The sequence below is a fragment of the Pseudomonas sp. KH_024_B2 genome, from assembly GCF_057839965.1.
The window spans coordinates 1,182,693-1,201,409 of sequence record NZ_CM174502.1 but is presented as its reverse complement, the minus strand read 5'-3'; the positions used below and the strand labels follow the sequence as shown (position 1 = coordinate 1,201,409).

At 58.7% G+C, this 18,717-nt stretch carries 17 protein-coding genes; 3 read left to right on the top strand and 14 right to left on the bottom strand.

Going from position 1 to position 18,717, the window contains the following annotated elements:
• Positions 1 to 52: 52 nt before the first annotated feature.
• Positions 53 to 2,620 (top strand): DNA mismatch repair protein MutS, encoded by a 2,568-nt coding sequence (gene mutS, locus AC3I0A_RS05615; RefSeq protein ID WP_489378428.1) that lies wholly within the window; start codon positions 53 to 55, stop codon positions 2,618 to 2,620.
• 139 nt (positions 2,621 to 2,759) lie between these two features.
• Positions 2,760 to 3,083 carry a ferredoxin FdxA gene (gene fdxA / locus AC3I0A_RS05610; protein WP_007908827.1) on the top strand — a complete coding sequence of 108 codons (324 nt, stop codon included), beginning with the start codon at positions 2,760 to 2,762 and terminating at the stop codon, positions 3,081 to 3,083.
• 522 nt (positions 3,084 to 3,605) lie between these two features.
• Here the strand turns inward: fdxA and rpoS are convergent.
• The 8 genes from rpoS to AC3I0A_RS05570 form a co-directional block, all read right to left on the bottom strand.
• Entirely contained in the window at positions 3,606 to 4,613 is a 1,008-nt protein-coding gene (gene rpoS, locus AC3I0A_RS05605; protein WP_489376618.1) for an RNA polymerase sigma factor RpoS, read from the bottom strand.
• 105 nt (positions 4,614 to 4,718) lie between these two features.
• Positions 4,719 to 5,564 (bottom strand): peptidoglycan DD-metalloendopeptidase family protein, encoded by an 846-nt coding sequence (locus AC3I0A_RS05600; RefSeq protein WP_489376617.1) that lies wholly within the window; start codon positions 5,562 to 5,564, stop codon positions 4,719 to 4,721.
• Positions 5,565 to 5,775: 211 nt separating this feature from the next.
• Entirely contained in the window at positions 5,776 to 6,411 is a 636-nt protein-coding gene (locus AC3I0A_RS05595; protein WP_489378426.1) for a protein-L-isoaspartate(D-aspartate) O-methyltransferase, read from the bottom strand.
• 41 nt (positions 6,412 to 6,452) lie between these two features.
• Positions 6,453 to 7,202 carry a 5'/3'-nucleotidase SurE gene (gene surE, locus AC3I0A_RS05590; RefSeq protein WP_489376616.1) on the bottom strand — a complete coding sequence of 250 codons (750 nt, stop codon included), beginning with the start codon at positions 7,200 to 7,202 and terminating at the stop codon, positions 6,453 to 6,455.
• Positions 7,190 to 8,248: a tRNA pseudouridine(13) synthase TruD gene (truD, locus tag AC3I0A_RS05585; protein WP_489376615.1), complete on the bottom strand. Its 1,059-nt coding sequence runs from the start codon at positions 8,246 to 8,248 to the stop codon at positions 7,190 to 7,192. Before truD ends, surE begins: the two co-directional genes overlap by 13 nt.
• The gene (ispF, locus tag AC3I0A_RS05580; RefSeq protein WP_489376614.1) at positions 8,245 to 8,718 is read right to left on the bottom strand and encodes a 2-C-methyl-D-erythritol 2,4-cyclodiphosphate synthase; all 474 of its coding nucleotides are present in this window, start codon (positions 8,716 to 8,718) and stop codon (positions 8,245 to 8,247) included. The genes truD and ispF overlap by 4 nt, the downstream gene beginning before the upstream one ends.
• Positions 8,719 to 8,770: 52 nt before the next feature.
• The gene (gene fghA, locus AC3I0A_RS05575) at positions 8,771 to 9,616 is read right to left on the bottom strand and encodes an S-formylglutathione hydrolase (RefSeq protein ID WP_489376613.1); all 846 of its coding nucleotides are present in this window, start codon (positions 9,614 to 9,616) and stop codon (positions 8,771 to 8,773) included.
• Positions 9,617 to 9,624: 8 nt separating this feature from the next.
• Positions 9,625 to 10,737, bottom strand: a complete 1,113-nt coding sequence (locus AC3I0A_RS05570; protein WP_489376612.1) for an S-(hydroxymethyl)glutathione dehydrogenase/class III alcohol dehydrogenase — start codon at positions 10,735 to 10,737, stop codon at positions 9,625 to 9,627.
• Positions 10,738 to 10,874: 137 nt separating this feature from the next.
• Between AC3I0A_RS05570 and AC3I0A_RS05565 the strand changes: the two genes are divergently transcribed.
• The gene (locus tag AC3I0A_RS05565; protein ID WP_489376611.1) at positions 10,875 to 11,777 is read left to right on the top strand and encodes a LysR substrate-binding domain-containing protein; all 903 of its coding nucleotides are present in this window, start codon (positions 10,875 to 10,877) and stop codon (positions 11,775 to 11,777) included.
• A 139-nt stretch (positions 11,778 to 11,916) separates the two neighbouring features.
• Here AC3I0A_RS05565 and ispD read toward each other — a convergent pair whose 3' ends face one another.
• From ispD to tilS, 6 genes are all read right to left on the bottom strand, one after another.
• Positions 11,917 to 12,624 (bottom strand): 2-C-methyl-D-erythritol 4-phosphate cytidylyltransferase, encoded by a 708-nt coding sequence (ispD, locus tag AC3I0A_RS05560; RefSeq protein WP_489376610.1) that lies wholly within the window; start codon positions 12,622 to 12,624, stop codon positions 11,917 to 11,919.
• The gene (gene ftsB, locus AC3I0A_RS05555; RefSeq protein WP_489376609.1) at positions 12,621 to 12,899 is read right to left on the bottom strand and encodes a cell division protein FtsB; all 279 of its coding nucleotides are present in this window, start codon (positions 12,897 to 12,899) and stop codon (positions 12,621 to 12,623) included. The genes ispD and ftsB overlap by 4 nt, the downstream gene beginning before the upstream one ends.
• Positions 12,900 to 13,070: 171 nt before the next feature.
• Positions 13,071 to 14,360: a phosphopyruvate hydratase gene (gene eno / locus AC3I0A_RS05550; RefSeq protein ID WP_489376608.1), complete on the bottom strand. Its 1,290-nt coding sequence runs from the start codon at positions 14,358 to 14,360 to the stop codon at positions 13,071 to 13,073.
• Between the two features lie 163 nt (positions 14,361 to 14,523).
• A complete protein-coding gene (gene kdsA, locus AC3I0A_RS05545; protein WP_489376607.1) occupies positions 14,524 to 15,369 on the bottom strand; it encodes a 3-deoxy-8-phosphooctulonate synthase in 846 nt (281 codons plus the stop codon).
• Between the two features lie 8 nt (positions 15,370 to 15,377).
• The gene (gene pyrG / locus AC3I0A_RS05540) at positions 15,378 to 17,009 is read right to left on the bottom strand and encodes a CTP synthase (protein ID WP_489376606.1); all 1,632 of its coding nucleotides are present in this window, start codon (positions 17,007 to 17,009) and stop codon (positions 15,378 to 15,380) included.
• A 274-nt stretch (positions 17,010 to 17,283) separates the two neighbouring features.
• Positions 17,284 to 18,612, bottom strand: coding sequence for a tRNA lysidine(34) synthetase TilS (gene tilS / locus AC3I0A_RS05535; RefSeq protein ID WP_489376605.1), 1,329 nt, complete (start codon positions 18,610 to 18,612; stop codon positions 17,284 to 17,286).
• Positions 18,613 to 18,717: the final 105 nt, after the last annotated feature.

The window sequence follows — 18,717 nt, the reverse complement described above, 5'->3', positions numbered from 1 at the left end:
ATTTTGCCCCCCACTTTTAACGAATCGTTCTAAACCACTGATGAATAAAGCAATTTCCGACTTATCCAGCCACACGCCAATGATGCAGCAGTATTGGCGCCTGAAGAACCAGCACCCTGATCAGTTGATGTTCTACCGCATGGGCGACTTCTACGAGATCTTCTATGAAGACGCGAAGAAGGCTGCCAGGTTGCTGGACATCACGTTGACCGCGCGCGGGCAGTCAGCCGGACAGGCGATTCCGATGTGTGGGATCCCTTACCACGCCGCCGAAGGTTATCTGGCGAAACTGGTGAAGCTCGGCGAATCGGTGGTGATCTGCGAGCAAGTCGGCGATCCGGCGACCAGCAAAGGCCCCGTTGACCGGCAGGTGGTGCGCATCATCACTCCGGGCACGGTCAGTGATGAAGCGCTGCTCGACGAGCGTCGGGACAACCTGATCGCGGCGGTACTGGGCGACGAGCGTCTGTTCGGTTTGGCCGTACTGGACATCACCAGCGGCAACTTCACGGTTCTGGAAATCAAAGGCTGGGAAAACCTGCTGGCGGAGCTGGAGCGCGTCAATCCAGTCGAACTGATGATTCCGGATGATTGGCCAAAGGACCTGCCGGCCGAGAAGCGCCGTGGCGTACGTCGCCGTGCGCCGTGGGATTTCGAAAGAGACTCGGCGCTCAAAAGCCTTTGCCAACAATTCTCCACCCAGGACTTGAAAGGCTTTGGCTGCGAGAACCTGAGCCTGGCCATCGGCGCCGCGGGTTGCCTGCTCAGCTACGCCAAGGAAACCCAGCGCACTGCCCTGCCGCACTTGCGCAGCCTGCGCCATGAACGCCTCGACGACACCGTGGTGCTGGACGGCGCGAGCCGGCGCAATCTGGAACTGGACACCAATCTCGCTGGCGGACGCGAAAATACCCTGCAGTCGGTGGTCGACCGTTGCCAGACCGCCATGGGTAGCCGCCTGTTGACGCGCTGGTTGAACCGTCCGCTGCGTGACTTGCAGGTATTGCAGGCGCGGCAGACCTCGATCACCTGCCTGCTGGATGGCTATCGCTTTGAAAAACTGCAGCCACAGCTGAAAGACATCGGCGATATCGAGCGGATCCTCGCCCGTATCGGCCTGCGCAACGCCCGTCCACGGGACCTGGCGCGTCTGCGTGATGCGCTGGCGGCCTTGCCGGAACTGCAAGTGGCCATGATCGATCTCGAGGCTTCTCACCTCAACCAACTGGCCGTGACCACCAGTACTTATCCCGAGCTCGCGGCCCTGCTGGCGAAAGCCATCATCGACAACCCACCGGCGGTGATCCGTGACGGCGGCGTGTTGAAAACCGGTTACGACGCCGAGCTGGATGAACTGCAATCGCTGAGCGAAAACGCCGGACAGTTCCTGATCGACCTCGAAGCACGGGAAAAAGCCCGCACCGGGCTGGCCAACCTTAAGGTCGGCTACAACCGGATTCACGGCTATTTCATCGAATTGCCGAGCAAGCAGGCCGAACAGGCACCTGCCGACTACATTCGCCGCCAGACCCTCAAAGGTGCCGAGCGTTTTATTACCCCGGAGCTCAAGGCTTTCGAAGATAAAGCCTTGTCCGCCAAGAGCCGCGCCCTGGCTCGCGAGAAGATGCTCTATGAAGCCCTGCTCGAGAACCTGATCGGTCATCTGCCGCCGCTGCAAGACACCGCTGCGGCACTGGCCGAGCTGGATGTGTTGAGCAACCTGGCTGAGCGTGCACTGAACCTGGACCTGAACTGCCCGCGCTTCGTCAGCGAGCCGTGCATGCGCATCACCCAGGGTCGTCACCCGGTGGTCGAGCAGGTGCTGAGCACACCGTTCGTGGCCAACGACCTCAGCCTGGATGACAACACCCGGATGCTGGTGATCACCGGTCCGAACATGGGCGGTAAATCCACTTACATGCGGCAAACCGCGCTGATCGTACTGCTGGCGCATATCGGCAGCTTCGTACCGGCCGCCAGTTGCGAGCTGTCGCTGGTTGACCGCATCTTCACCCGTATCGGCTCCAGCGATGACCTGGCCGGCGGACGTTCGACCTTCATGGTCGAAATGAGCGAAACCGCGAACATCCTGCACAACGCCACCGAACGCAGCCTGGTGTTGATGGACGAAGTCGGTCGCGGCACCAGCACCTTTGACGGTCTGTCCCTGGCCTGGGCTGCGGCCGAACGCCTCGCGCAGCTGCGGGCCTACACGCTGTTCGCCACTCACTACTTCGAGCTGACGGTTCTGCCGGAAAACGAGCCGCTGGTAGCCAACGTTCACCTCAACGCCACCGAGCACAACGAACGGATCGTCTTCCTGCACCACGTCCTGCCGGGCCCGGCCAGTCAGAGTTACGGCTTGGCGGTCGCGCAACTGGCCGGCGTGCCGACGGACGTGATCGTGCGGGCTCGCGAGCATCTGAGCCGCCTGGAAACCACCAGTCTGCCGCATGAAGTTCCAAGTCCTACAAAGAGCAAGGCGTCCGTCCCACAGCAAAGCGATATGTTCGCCAGCCTGCCCCATCCGGTGCTGGAAGAGCTGGCCAAGCTCGATCTGGATGACTTGACCCCGCGCAGAGCGCTGGAAATGCTCTATACATTGAAGACACGGATCTAACGCAGTTGCCTGCAAGCTGTTAGAATCTCGCGCGGTTTGGGATGCTGCAGGCTTAGCCTGCCTGCAGACTATCGCTCCCGAACCTGGCGACCCCGTCCTGAAGGGGCTCCGCTGCCGCCGCCTGAGGAGAGAATTAGAAATGACCTTCGTCGTCACCGACAACTGCATCAAGTGCAAGTACACCGACTGCGTAGAAGTCTGTCCGGTGGACTGCTTTTACGAAGGCCCGAACTTCCTGGTGATTCACCCGGATGAGTGCATTGACTGCGCGCTTTGTGAGCCAGAATGCCCTGCTGTGGCCATCTTCTCCGAAGATGAAGTCCCGGAAGAGATGCAAGAATTCATTCAGTTGAACGTTGAGCTGGCCGAAATCTGGCCCAACATCACTGAAAAGAAAGAATCGCTGCCGGATGCAGAAGAGTGGGATGGCGTGAAGGGCAAGATCAAAGACCTCGAACGCTGATAACCACCGCGTCCCCGAAAAGGCCCCTTGCGGGCCTTTTTGCTGTTCAGGGTTTGCCTGATGTCAGCTCTTACAGACAGGCAAAAAAAGGGGCGGTATGACCCGCCCACATTTTTCCCTGATCCCTGTGTTCCTTTTCATCGTCCTGATGAATCGCGTCCCTGCGATGTCCTTGACCACCTTCCTTGGTGGCTGTGTCTATCCGTTGACACAGAACTGATAGTAGAACGTTCCCCAGCAAGAGCAATCCCACAGACCTGGCGAAACAGTGATCAACCTGCTGCCGGGAGCGTCTTGAAAACTCTTTTGAATCAAACAGGTAAAAAAAATCAAGAATGCCAATGGACGTCTACCCCAAGGCAAAAAAACCGAACGCTTACGAAAAAGTAGTCCAGGGCTTACACGAGCAAAAGACTAACACTGCAATGACGACAGAGTGCTGCCCAGCCCGTCGGCTTTTTTGAGCGCAATAAAAAACCCCGCGGCAGTCGGGGTTTTTTATTGCCGGGCTAACGCATCCAGCTACTGGAACAGCGACTCACTCGACAAGCCGTTTTTCTCAAGGATTTCTCGAAGGCGCTTGAGACCTTCAACCTGAATCTGTCTGACCCGCTCACGGGTCAGGCCAATCTCCAGGCCTACGTCCTCCAGCGTGCTGCTCTCGTGGCCGCGCAGCCCGAAGCGGCGGATCACCACTTCTCGCTGCTTGTCGGTCAGTTCCGAGAGCCACTGATCGATGCTTTGCGACAGATCATCGTCCTGAAGTAACTCGCAAGGATCGGTTGGACGGTCATCTGTCAGGGTGTCCAGCAGGGTTTTATCCGAATCCGGACCCAGCGAGACGTCGACCGAAGAAACCCGTTCATTGAGGCCCAACATGCGCTTGACCTCACCTACCGGTTTTTCCAGCAGGTTGGCGATTTCTTCAGGGGAAGGTTCATGATCGAGCTTTTGAGTCAGCTCACGTGCTGCCCGCAGGTAGACGTTGAGCTCTTTGACCACATGGATCGGCAACCGGATGGTCCGGGTCTGATTCATGATTGCACGCTCGATGGTCTGACGAATCCACCAGGTTGCGTAGGTCGAAAAGCGGAAGCCGCGTTCCGGATCGAACTTCTCCACCGCACGGATCAAGCCGAGGTTGCCCTCTTCGATCAGATCGAGCAGCGACAACCCACGATTGACATAGCGTCGGGCGATTTTCACCACCAGCCGCAGGTTGCTTTCAATCATGCGTTTGCGCCCGGCCGGATCGCCACTCTGCGACAAACGCGCAAAATGAACCTCTTCTTCCGGAGACAGCAACGGGGAAAAGCCGATTTCATTGAGATACAACTGGGTCGCATCGAGAGCCCGGGTGTAATCAATGTACTTGTGTTGTTTGAGTGTTGCGGAGTGTTTGGATTTGGCACGAACGGAAGGTGGAGCATCCCCTTCATCATTCGACATCGAATCCGTAGCGACGCCGGCCTCCATCAGGAGAACCTCATCGTCGATGTCAAACTCCGGCACTTCTTTACTGAGAGCCATTGTTATAGTCCTTTGGTGAGTTCGACCTCAAGCTCAAGCGGCGCCTTTATCCCTGGCAACGCTGGAGCCTGTTCCTGCTACGCGAAGGAACAGACTGGTAACGGATCAACGACGTGGCAAAAATTGCAACGGATCTACAGGTTTACCCTGACGGCGAATCTCAAAGTGCAGTTTCACCCGGTCTGTACCAGTTGACCCCATTTCGGCAATTGCCTGTCCGACTTTGACCTGCTGCCCCTCCCGAACCAACAGCCTACGGTTATGGCCGTAAGCACTTACGTAGGTATCGCTGTGTTTGATGATGACTAACTCGCCGTAGCCCCGCAAGCCACTCCCGGCATAAACAATGGTCCCATCAGACGCAGCTAAAACAGGCTGTCCCAAATCTCCGGCGATATCAATGCCTTTATTCAAACTGCCGTTTGAAGAGAATTTACCAATCAGGATACCGCTGGAAGGCCATCCCCAACCGGTCGGTGCAGGCCCTGCCGGAGGAAGCGGAGCAGCCGCCGGCTTGCTTGCGACACTGGCTGCAGTACCGGCAGCGGTGCCGACCGGACGACGAATTACCGTGGTTTTACTGGAGGAGGAAGGTGTCGAGTCCGATGTTGCAACGACGGCTGTCGGCGTTGAACCTGAGCGGCCGTCGAAGCGAATCGTCTGACCCGGGTGAATCGTATAAGGCACAGGAATATTGTTGCGTGCCGCCAGGGCTTTGTAGTCCCAGCCGTAGCGAAAGGCGATCGAGAACAATGTATCGCCACGGCGAACAACATATTGGCCGGTGGTCACGGCTGGCCGCTGGGCTGCCGCGTTATTGCGATCGACCACCCGTGCGCTGCCTGAAGGGGTGCTGGAACACGCAACCAACATGGAACTCAAGGCAAGGCCAATCACCAGTCGCTGAAAGCTTGTTATATCCATACGCTGCGCAATGACTGTGAGACTCACCCGCCGCTCCCTATGTGGTGGCTGATATTAAAGGTTGCCTGTTCAGGCATGGAATGTCGCCAGTATAACCGGCCGCTCATGCTTTACCGCCGTCAAAGCCAAATCGAAAACAGCAAACGATTGCTTGACGACGTTCAATCGCGTTTATCTGAACAGTCCCGCTGTAAGACAAACGCCATCAAGCAGAATTCATCGCGTTTAAACAAAATGCTCAGGCCACTGGCCCGTTAAGCAATGGCACAAAGCGTACAGCACCCAGAACTTGCCGAGAGAAACCCTGCTCTTCACGGATGATCAACATCAATTGTTGTACTTCACCTGCACCCACCGGAATCACCAGGCGCCCGCCGGGGGCCAGTTGATCGAGCAAAGCCTGAGGGACATCGGTGGCACCAGCGGTAACGATGATGCCATTGTATGGCGCCAACGCCGGCCAACCTTCCCAACCATCGCCCCAACGGAACACCACGTTACGCAGGTTCAACTCGACCAGGCGTTCCTTGGCGCGGTCCTGCAAAACCTTTATCCGTTCAACCGAAAACACCCGCTCGACCAGTTGCGCGAGGACTGCCGTCTGATAGCCGGAGCCGGTGCCAATTTCCAGCACCTTGTCCAACGGGCCAGCGGCCAACAACAGCTCGCTCATGCGAGCCACCATATAGGGCTGGGAAATCGTCTGGTTATGACCGATCGGCAACGCGGTGTCTTCATAGGCACGGTGTGCCAGCGCTTCATCGACGAACAGATGACGCGGGGTACGGCGAATCACTTCCAGCACCTGGGCGTTGGACAGTCCCTCCTCGTACAAGCGCTGAATCAGGCGCTCGCGAGTTCGTTGAGAGGTCATACCGATACCTCGACGCAACAGGTCGTCTTGTTCACGCCCCATCAGCGCAGCCCCTCCAGCCAGTCATCAAGACTTCTGAAGGCATCATTGAAGGTGCGATCGAGCTGCAACGGGGTGATCGAAACATAACCTTGCATCACCGCATGAAAGTCAGTGCCCGGGCCGCCGTCTTCGGCATCGCCTGCCGCCGCGATCCAGTAACCGGCCTTGCCTCGCGGGTCGACCACTTTTATCGGCGCCGCAGCACGGGCGCGATGGCCCAGGCGGGTCAGCTGGATGCCACGAATGTGCTCGAGCGGCAGATTGGGGATATTCACATTCAGCACGGTACGCGGCGGCAAATCCAGCTGGGCATGAGCCTCTACCAGTTTGCGCGCGAAGTGCGCAGCGGTCGACAGGTTCTCGACCTGACGCGACACCAGTGAAAAGGCGAAGGACGGATGCTCAAGAAAGCGCCCCTCGAGTGCCGCCGCGACGGTACCGGAATACAGCACATCGTCACCCAGATTGGCGCCCAGGTTGATCCCGGAAACCACCATGTCCGGCTCGCGCTCCAACAGGCCATTGAGGCCCAGATGAACACAATCGGTGGGTGTCCCGTTGATGCTGATAAAGCCGTTTTCGAGGATGTGCGGGTGCAACGGACGGTCGAGCGTCAGCGAGCTGCTGGCGCCGCTTTTGTCTTGATCCGGGGCGATAACCACGCACTCGGTGTAATCCGCCAGCGCAGCATAAAGCGCGGCGAGACCGGGTGCTGTTACCCCATCGTCGTTAGATATCAGAATACGCATGGGCTGTCCGTCTGCCCCACCGGCACCAGATCGACAAGTTCGCGCACCAATACAGTGGCGAAGCATCCGGCCGGCAGGACGAATTCCAGTTGCAGAATGTCCAGCTCGGGATAATGCCACGTCAACCCGCCAATGGGCAGCCGCAAGATGCGACGTTCATGGCTCATTCCGGCTCTAATCAACCAATCGCACAAATCGGCTTCGCGGGCAGCGACTTCCTGCTCCAGCGCATGCGTGGCGCCGGTCGCCGGTGACTCACCCTCGCCCCACTGCGGCCCGGTCGGGTGCAGATCAAGAATGGCCAGACGCGGGTCGCTGCATTCCGCTTCACCGGCCGGGAAAAAGCTGCGGCTATCGGTGAACGCGAGCAAATCGCCAACCTGCGCTCGCTGCCAACTGCCATCGGCGACACGAGCAGCCAGCACCTGATTGAACAGGTAACTGCGCGCAGTGGAGAGCAGACGGGAACGCACATTGCGCTGTTCCGGCAGTGCTTTACGAGCGGCCCAGTCGCGGGCATCGACCAGATTACCGCCCTGATGGCCGAAGCGCTGAGCGCCAAAATAGTTGGGAATGCCCTGTTTGGCGATCAGTTGCAAACGCGCTTCGATAGCCGCCTTGTCCCCCGCGAACTGAGTCAACCGCAGGGTAAAACCGTTGGCCGCGTGGGCACCGCGTTGCAGCTTGCGTTTATGCCGAGCGCTTTTCAGAATTTTCAGCGTGTCGTTTTCCGCCGCCGACAGATCGGGGTCGGCCTTGCCAGGCAGTTGCAGGCTGAACCATTGCCGGGTCAGCGCCTGACGATCCTTCAACCCCGCGTAACTCACGGTACGCAGCGGCACACCCGCAGCCTTGGCGATACGCCGGGCTGCGTCTTCGGTATTCAGGCCGCGTTTTTCCACCCACAACCACAGGTGTTCACCGTCGCCGCTCAGGGGAATATCAAGGACTTCATCGACCTGAAAATCTTCAGCCGTCGCTTTCAGTACCGCCGTTCCCAGAGGTTCGCCATAGGCCCGCGGGCCGAGCAATTGCAGTTCATTCATGCGCGCAGCAACAAGGCAACGGAGTGCACGGCAATGCCTTCTTCGCGACCGACAAAGCCGAGCTTTTCGGTGGTGGTAGCTTTCACGTTCACTTGATCCAACTCAACTTGAAGATCCGCGGCAATCAGCGCGCGCATCGATTCGATATACGGGGCCATTTTTGGCGCCTGGGCAATGATGGTGTTATCGACATTGGCGACTTTCCAGCCTTTGGCCTGGACCAATGCGACGACGTGACGCAACAGGACGCGACTGTCAGCGCCCTTGAATTGCGGGTCAGTGTCCGGAAAGTGTTTGCCGATGTCACCCAACGCGGCAGCACCGAGCAATGCATCGCTCAAGGCGTGCAGCAGGACGTCACCGTCGGAGTGGGCGAGCAGCCCGAAGCTGTGTGCAATCCGCACCCCGCCCAGAGTGATGAAATCGCCTTCGGCGAAACGGTGCACATCATAGCCGTGGCCAATACGCATAAAAAAACGCCCCGATTTAGTCAGGGCGTGATTCTACCTGCTTTGTCAGACATTAGGCGTTTAGAGCACGCCCATGATGCTGCAAGTGATCGTCGATGAAGCTGGCAATAAAGAAGTAGCTATGGTCGTAGCCCGGCTGCAGGCGCAAGGTCAGCGGATGGCCTGCGAGTTTGGCCGCTTGTTGCAGCGCTTCGGGCTTGAGCTGAGTGGCCAGGAAATCATCGCGATCGCCCTGATCCACCAGCAACGGCAACTTCTCGCTCGCCTCGGCGATCAACGCACAGGCATCCCACTCGCGCCATTTCGAGCGATCCTCGCCCAGATAACGCGAGAACGCTTTCTGGCCCCATGGGCAATCCATCGGGTTGTTGATCGGCGAGAAAGCCGATACCGATTGATAACGCCCCGGGTTGCGCAAGGCACACACCAACGCACCGTGACCACCCATGGAGTGGCCACTGATCCCACGCTTGTCGGACGCAGGGAAATGCGCCTCGACCAGTGCCGGCAGTTCCTGCACTACGTAGTCATGCATCCGATAATGCCGGGCCCAGGGTTCCTGCGTGGCATTCAGATAAAAACCCGCTCCCAGTCCAAAATCCCAGGCACCGTCCGGATCACCCGGTACATCAGCGCCGCGTGGACTGGTGTCCGGAGCGACGATGATCAGACCGAGCTCGGCGGCCATCCGCAGGGCGCCGGCCTTGTGCATGAAGTTTTCATCGGTGCAGGTCAGACCGGACAGCCAGTACAGCACCGGCAGCTTGCCGCCCTGCTCCGCTTGCGGCGGCAGGTAGACGGCAAACACCATGTCGCAGCCGAGGACTTCGGAGTGGTGCTTGTAGCGTTTGTGCCAGCCGCCGAAGCTTTTCTGGCAGGACAGGTTTTCCAGACTCATGACCGACCTCAGAAATGGATGACGCTACGGATGCTTTTACCTTCATGCATCAGATCGAAAGCCTTGTTGATGTCTTCCAGACCCATGGTGTGAGTGATGAACGTATCCAGCGGAATCTCACCGGTCTGCGCCATTTCAACGTAGCTTGGCAACTCGCTACGACCGCGAACGCCACCGAAGGCGGAACCGCGCCAGACCCGGCCAGTCACCAACTGGAACGGACGGGTAGAGATTTCCTGACCGGCACCGGCCACGCCGATGATCACCGACTCGCCCCAGCCTTTGTGACAGCACTCAAGTGCCGCGCGCATCAGTTGTACGTTGCCGATGCACTCGAAGGAAAAGTCCACGCCGCCGTCAGTCATGTCGACGATAACGTCCTGAATCGGACGATCGAAGTCTTTCGGATTCACACAATCGGTAGCGCCCAACTGCTTGGCGATTTCGAATTTGGCCGGATTGATATCGATGGCAATGATGCGCCCGGCCTTGGCCTTGACCGCACCGATCACCGCCGACAGGCCGATACCGCCCAGACCGAAGATCGCGACGGTGTCGCCCGGCTTGACCTTGGCCGTGTTGATCACCGCACCGATCCCGGTGGTGACGCCACAACCCAGCAGGCAGACCTTTTCCAGCGGCGCTTCCTTGGGAATCTTCGCCACCGAGATTTCTGGCAATACGGTGTATTCGGAGAAGGTCGAGGTGCCCATGTAGTGGAAAATCGGCTGGCCTTTGTAGGAGAAACGCGAAGTGCCGTCGGGCATCAAGCCTTTGCCCTGGGTCGCACGAATCGCCTGACACAGGTTGGTTTTACCCGACAAGCAGAATTTGCACTTGCCGCACTCAGGGGTGTAAAGCGGGATCACGTGATCGCCGACCGCAACCGAGGTCACGCCCTCGCCGATCGCCTCGACCACTGCACCACCTTCGTGACCGAGGATCGATGGGAAGATACCTTCCGGATCCGCGCCCGACAGGGTATAGGCATCGGTATGGCAGACGCCGGAAGCGACGACCCGCAGCAGGACTTCACCCGCCTTGGGCATGGCGACATCGACTTCAACGATCTCAAGGGGTTTCCTGGCCTCGAAGGCAACGGCAGCGCGCGACTTGATCATCCTGCTTCTCCAGTGAATAAAAAACGAGACAGTGAGTGTAAAACATTGCCTGACGATGAATAATCGAACCAAAAGCAAAACATTATTGCTGTGCGGGGATAATCCTTTTATGCATGTCTCTTTATGAATGCCTCTTTATGAACGAGAACCGCTGGGGCTGGGAAGGCATCGACGAGTTCGTCGCGGTCGCCGAGTGCAGTCAATTCACCGCCGCCGCCGAACGCCTCGGGGTTTCGTCTTCGCACATCAGTCGGCAGATCGTCCGACTCGAGGAGCGCCTGCAAACTCGCCTGCTCTACCGCAGTACCCGCCGGGTCACGTTGACCGAAGCCGGGCAGACCTTTCTGCAGCACTGCCAACGTTTGCAGGATGGTCGCGAAGAAGCCTTGCGCGCCGTAGGTGACCTGACCAGCGAACCCAAAGGCATGCTGCGCATGACCTGTGCCGTGGCTTACGGTGAGCGCTTTATCGTGCCGCTGGTGACCCGCTTCATGGGGCTTTACCCGCAATTACGGGTGGATATCGAGTTGAGCAACCGCCCGCTCGATCTGGTGCATGAAGGCCTGGACCTGGCGATCCGCCTGGGCCGCCTGCAAGACTCGCGGCTGGTCGCCACCCGCCTGGCACCGCGGCGTATGTACCTGTGCGCCTCGCCGTCCTACCTGGAACGTTATGGCCGCCCCCACAGCTTGTCCGAACTGAGTCGGCATAACTGCCTGATCGGCAGTTCGGATATCTGGCAACTGGAACAGAACGGGCGGGAGTTTTCGCAACGCGTGCAGGGAAACTGGCGCTGCAACAGCGGGCAGGCGGTGCTGGATGCGGCGTTACAAGGGGTTGGATTGTGTCAGTTGCCGGATTATTACGTGCTGGAGCATCTGAATAGCGGCAGGTTGATTTCCCTGCTCGAGGCTCATCAGCCGCCGAATACCGCTGTGTGGGCGCTTTATCCGCAGCAACGGCATTTGTCGCCCAAAGTGCGCAAGCTGGTGGATTACTTGAAGGAAGGGTTGGCCAGGAGGCCGGAATATCTGGAGTAGCTGCGGCTCCATCCGTTGATCGTTCCCACGCTCCCGCGTGGGAATGCAGCCAGTGACGCTCCGCGTCACCTGCCGAAGCGGACGCGGAGCGTCCAGTGAGGCATTCCCACGCAGAGCGTGGGAACGATCAACGAGCAACTCAGCGGCGGTTGGCCCAGCGTTGGCGCAGCCATTCTAGGTCTTCAGGGCGGGTGACTTTGATGTTGTCCGCGCGCCCTTCGATCAGGCGCGGTGCCAGGCCTGCCCACTCCATGGCCGAAGCTTCGTCGGTGATGACCGCATCCGCCACCAGACTGTCAGCCAAAGCCCGATGCAACGCGCCGAGACGGAACATCTGTGGTGTATAGGCTTGCCAAATCAGACTGCGATCAACGGTTTCGACCACCCGCCCATTCTTGCCGGCACGTTTCAGGGTGTCGCGCGCCGGCACAGCCAATAGCCCGCCGACAGGATCATCCGCCAGCTCAATCAGTAGCTTGTCCAGATCATCGCGGGAAAGGTTCGGCCGTGCAGCATCGTGGACCAACACCCAGTCCTCATCGGCAGCGCCTTGAGCATGCAAATGCAGCAACGCGTTAAGCACCGAACCCGAGCGCTCATCGCCGCCATCCACCCGCTGAATACGCGGATCGGCAGCGCAAGCCAGGGTTGGCCAATAGGGATCATCAATAGCAAGACTGACCACCAACCCCTTCAAGGCCGGATGATCGAGGAAACAGCCGAGGCTGTGTTCGAGAATTGTGCGTGCGCCCAGTTGCAGATATTGCTTGGGACGGTCCGCGGCCATACGGGCACCGATGCCCGCGGCAGGAATTACGGCCCAGAAGGCCGGTAATGTCTGAATCATTGGGCCAACTGGTAGAGGGTTTCACCCTCCTTGACCATACCCAACTCATGGCGAGCCCGTTCTTCAACGGTCTCCATGCCTTTTTTCAACTCGAGGACTTCCGCATCCATAACGCGGTTGCGCTCCAGCAGGCCTTCGTTTTCGGCGTGCTGATCAGCAATTTGCCGAGTCAAGTCGGCTACCTGCGCCAGACTGCCATTCCCCACCCACAGGCGGTACTGCAGGCCAGCCAGCAGCAAGAGCAAGATGAGGAATAACCAATTGGGACTGCGCATCGAATATCGGGTTTCCAGTGAAAAAAGACAGCCATGCCAACAATTTTGAAACGACTAATAGCACGAAGCCTGGAAGAACCAGGCTCGTACTGTAAGACGTCAGATTAGTGGCAAAAAAGCGGCTGTAGCGTTTTTTCCGACACAATCCGGTGTCTTTTTATCATCTACAGCTTAGCCGCGAAACTCGCTGCGGCCGTTGTACTTGGCTTTGCCATTCAATTGCTCTTCGATGCGCAGCAATTGGTTGTACTTGGAAACACGGTCGGAACGGCACAGCGAACCGGTTTTGATCTGGCCCGCAGCGGTGCCCACGGCCAGGTCGGCAATGGTCGAATCTTCGGTTTCGCCGGAGCGGTGCGAGATCACTGCGGTGTAACCAGCGGCCTTGGCCATCTGGATAGCTTCCAGGGTTTCGGTCAGGGTGCCGATCTGGTTGAACTTGATCAGGATCGAGTTGGCGATCTTTTTATCGATGCCTTCTTTCAGGATCTTGGTGTTGGTCACGAACAGGTCGTCGCCTACCAACTGGACCTTCTCGCCGATCTTGTCGGTGAGGATTTTCCAGCCAGCCCAGTCGGACTCGTCCAGACCGTCTTCAATGGAGATGATCGGGTAGCGCTCGGTCAGGCCTTTGAGGTAGTCGGCAAAACCTTCAGCGGTGAACACCTGGCCTTCGCCGGACAGGTTGTATTTACCGTCTTCGTAGAATTCGCTGGCTGCGCAGTCCAGAGCCAGGGTCACGTCGGTGCCCAGCTTGTAGCCAGCATTGGCCACCGCTTCGGAGATCACTTTCAAAGCGTCTTCGTTGGAAGCCAGGTTAGGCGCGAAACCACCTTCGTCACCGACCGCAGTGCTCAGGCCACGAGCCTTCAGCACGGCTTTGAGATGGTGGAAAATCTCGGTGCCCATGCGCAGACCTTCCGAGAACGTCTTGGCGCCAACCGGCTGAACCATGAATTCCTGGATGTCGACGTTGTTATCGGCGTGCTCGCCACCGTTGATGATGTTCATCATCGGAACCGGCATCGAGTAGACACCCGGTGTACCGTTGAGGTTGGCGATGTGCGCGTACAGCGGCAAGTCCTGGTCATGTGCTGCTGCCTTGGCCGCGGCCAGGGAAACGGCGAGGATCGCGTTGGCGCCCAGGGTTGCCTTGTTTTCGGTGCCGTCCAGCGCGATCATCGCGCGGTCCAGTGCCTGCTGGTCAACCGGGTCTTTACCCAGCAACAGGTCACGGATCGGACCGTTGATGTTGGCTACAGCCTTGAGTACGCCCTTGCCCATGTAACGGCTCTTGTCGCCATCACGCAGCTCGAGTGCTTCACGCGAGCCAGTGGAAGCACCGGACGGCGCGCAAGCGCTGCCGATGATGCCGTTATCGAGAAGCACGTCCGCTTCGACGGTGGGATTGCCACGGGAGTCGAGAACTTCACGACCTTTGATGTCGACGATTTTTGCCATTGTTGTAAACACTCCAAAGTTGACTAGAACGGCGCAGGAGCATGGCTTGCCAACGACAGGGCCCACAAGGACGCCATCGCCGGCAAGCCGCGCACCTACAAGAGCAGTGCGGCCCGTAGGCCAGAGCGATAAATCGAGCGGTACTTTACCGGAGAAATCAGCCTTACGCGGTTTCTACCGTCGGAAAACTCTTCACCAGTTCATCCAGAGCCTTGAGCTGAGCCAGGAATGGCTCCAGCTTGTCCAGACGCAAGGCACAAGGGCCGTCGCATTTGGCGTTGTCCGGGTCCGGATGCGCTTCGAGGAACAAACCAGCCAGCGACTGGCTCATGCCTGCCTTGGCCAGGTCAGTGACCTGGGCCCGACGACCGCCGGCGGAGTCGGAGCGACCACCCGGCATTTGCAGCGCGTGGGTCACGTCGAAAAATACCGGGTATTCGAACTGCTTCATGATGCCGAAGCCGAGCATGTCGACGACCAGGTTGTTGTAGCCGAAGCTCGAACCACGCTCGCAGAGGATCAACTGATCGTTACCCGCTTCCACGCACTTGCTCAGGATGTGTTTCATTTCCTGAGGGGCGAGGAACTGGGCTTTCTTGATGTTGATCACCGCACCGGTCCTGGCCATCGCGACCACGAGGTCGGTCTGGCGCGACAGGAAGGCCGGCAGCTGGATGATGTCACAGACTTCAGCGACGACCGCGGCCTGCTCAGGCTCGTGGACGTCGGTGATGACCGGCACGCCGAACGCTTGCTTGATGTCCTGGAAAATCCGCATGCCTTCTTCCAGGCCAGGGCCACGGTAGGAGGTCACAGAAGAACGGTTGGCCTTGTCGAAACTGGCCTTGAACACGTAAGGGATACCGAGTTTCTCGGTGACCTTTACGTATTCTTCGCAGACCTGCATCGCCATGTCGCGGCTTTCCAGCACATTCATGCCACCGAACAGCACCATCGGCTTATCGTTGGCGATCTCGATGTTGCCTACGCGGATGATTTTCTGTGCCATGTTTTTCCTCAAGCCTTTTTCTGGTGTTGAGTCAAAGCTGCTTTAACGAAACCGCTGAACAACGGGTGACCATCGCGCGGTGTCGAGGTGAACTCAGGGTGGAACTGGCAAGCGACGAACCATGGATGATCCGGAGCTTCAACCACTTCGACCAGTGCGCCATCCCCGGAGCGACCGGAGATTTTCAGACCGGCTTCGATCAGGCCCGGCAGCAGATTGTTGTTCACTTCATAACGATGACGATGACGCTCGACGATGACGTCTTTGGCGTAGCAATCGTGAACCAGGGAGCCCGCTTCCAGCAGACAATCCTGAGCGCCAAGGCGCATGGTGCCGCCCAGATCGGAAGCTTCGGTACGGGTTTCGACTGCACCGGTGGCGTCTTCCCACTCGGTGATCAAACCAACCACAGGATGAGCGCTGGTGCGATCGAACTCGGTGGAGTTGGCGTCTTTCCAGCCCAACACGTTACGGGCAAACTCGATGACCGCCACTTGCATGCCCAGGCAGATACCCAGGTACGGCACCTTGTTTTCGCGAGCGTATTGCACGGTGGTGATCTTGCCTTCCACGCCACGCAGACCGAAGCCGCCCGGCACCAGGATCGCATCGACGCCTTCCAGCAGCGCAGTGCCCTGGTTCTCGATGTCTTCGGAATCGATATAGCGCAGGTTGACCTTGGTGCGGTTGGTGATGCCGGCGTGACTCATCGCTTCGATCAGCGATTTGTAGGCGTCCAGCAGCTCCATGTATTTGCCGACCATGGCGATGGTGACTTCATGCTCGGGGTTGAGCTTGGCGTCGACCACGGCTTCCCACTCGGACAGATCGGCACCGTTGCATTCCAGGCCGAAACGCTCGACGACGAAATCATCCAGGCCCTGGGAATGCAGGATGCCCGGAATCTTGTAGATGGTATCGGCGTCTTCCAGGGCGATCACCGCACGTTCTTCAACGTTGGTGAACTGGGCGATCTTGCGCCGCGAGGCGATGTCGATCGGGTGGTCGGAACGGCACACCAGCACGTCCGGCTGCAGGCCGATGGAACGCAGTTCCTTGACCGAGTGCTGGGTAGGCTTGGTTTTCGTTTCGCCAGCAGTGGCGATGTACGGTACCAGGGTCAGGTGCATCAGCATCGCGCGCTTGGCGCCGACTTCGAAGCGCAACTGACGGATGGCTTCAAGGAACGGTTGGGACTCGATGTCACCCACGGTGCCACCGATCTCGACCATGGCCACGTCGGCATCGCCGGCGCCCTTGATGATCCGGCGCTTGATCTCGTCGGTGATGTGCGGAATCACCTGGATCGTTGCGCCCAGATAATCACCACGGCGCTCCTTGCGCAGGACGTGTTCGTAGACACGGCCAGTGGTGAAGTTGTTGTTCTGGGTCATGGTCGTGCGGATGAACCGCTCGTAGTGGCCCAGGTCCAGGTCGGTTTCGGCGCCGTCGTGAGTGACGAACACTTCACCGTGCTGGAACGGACTCATGGTGCCCGGATCAACGTTGATGTAGGGGTCCAGCTTGAGCATGGTGACCTTAAGTCCCCGCGCCTCCAGGATGGCCGCCAATGAAGCCGATGCGATGCCTTTCCCCAATGAAGAAACAACACCGCCCGTGACGAATATGTAGCGCGTCATGAAAAACCCTAGAAGTCTGCGTTAAAGCGGTCCGAGCCGCCGGGGAAAGCGAAGGAAGGCCGAAGCCCCCGATCACCTGCATTAGTCACAGTGCATCTTTCAAAAAAACCGCCGCGTTGGGACAGACCGGAAGTGACAATACCGGTACGTTGCTCGCTACACATTTTTTGGAATCGCCCAGCAAAGACTGCTTGGTAATCGGCAACTCCTGCAATTCAGTCGAATCCACAGAAGTTGTATCAAGAAGGGAGCGTAGTCTACCGGAAAGCCCCTTTCAGCTCAAACCTTGATCGCGGGTCGCAGGCTGCCAATGCAATTTCCAGCATTCATGGGCACTTGCGTCCAGTCCGGGGAGGTTCGCAACCGCCAGTAATTGCTCGTCACGGTACACCAGCGGCAATCTGCCACGGGCAAACAGCGGCACAGCGTTTTCGTTAAGCAGACGCTTCAGATCCCGATGACCACGCCCCGGCAGGTGCATGAATTCGCCGCCCTGACGGTAGCGAACGTGCAATGGCCCTTCAGGAATTTGACCACTAAGACTCAGGCAGCCGTTATCCGGCAACAGCAACGCCGAGGCCGGATCCGTCCAGACCGGAGCCGGCTCTGTGGCTCGCAACCAACTGCCGGACAGCCACCAGACTCGCCCGCCGGCCCGATGCAGTTCGCCGTTGGCCAGACGCCAGACGGGTCGTGCATCGACCGATGCGTCCCGCAGGGCTTGCCAACCCGACCAATGGTCACTATCGGGCAAAGGAGTCCGCGCAGCCAGCCAGTGACTCAAGGCATTGCGCTGGCGCGCCATCGACAGTTTTTCCAGAGGCGCCAAGGCCAGCGAAGGCAATCCCAGCCAATCGAACTCGCAAGGAGTACAGGCATTGGCGAGATCCATATCAGCCAGTTCGTCGAGCAGGCCCTGGGCCTCACTCAAATGTGCGGCGCTACGGGCGATGGTCGCCAACGCCTGCGGCCAACGCTCGGTCAGCACCGGGAATACCTGATGGCGCAAGTAATTACGGGAAAACCGCCGATCGTCATTCGAGGGATCTTCGACCCAGCTCAACTGCTGCTCGGCGGCATAGGCTTGCAACTCGGCTCGTGACACATCGAGCAGCGGCCGCAGCAAATGCCCGCGCCCTAGCGCACGCTGCTCAGGTATCGCCGACAACCCTCTCACCCCTGCCCCGCGCAACAAACGGAAAAGCAACGTTTCCGCTTGATCATCTCGGTGCTGGGCGGTCAGCAGTAACTCATTGGGCCCGGTCGCCGCGATGAAGGCGCCATAACGCGCATCCCGGGCGGCACGTTCAAGACTGGCGCCGGGCCGGACTTCGACGCGAACCACCTGCAGCGGCACGCCCAGGGCAGCACAGACCGACTGACAATGATCCGGCCACGCATCGGCCACAGCCTGAAGGCCGTGATGGACATGGATGGCAGAGAGTGTCGGCAGGGGTTCGGTTTTAGCGAGTTGCGCGAGCAGATGCAGCAGAACGGTGGAGTCGAGGCCACCGGAGAAGGCGATGCGCCAGGTCGAGGCGTTGCGCCAAGGCGCCAGGCTCTGAAGCAGCCTGGATGGCAGATCATTCTTTGAAGGATTCATGGACGTCGGTCGCTTCACATAGACCCAATGTGGGAGCGAGCTTGCTCGCGAAGGCTGCTTAACATTCAAAAAATTTGTTGACTGTTATACCGCTATCGCGAGCAA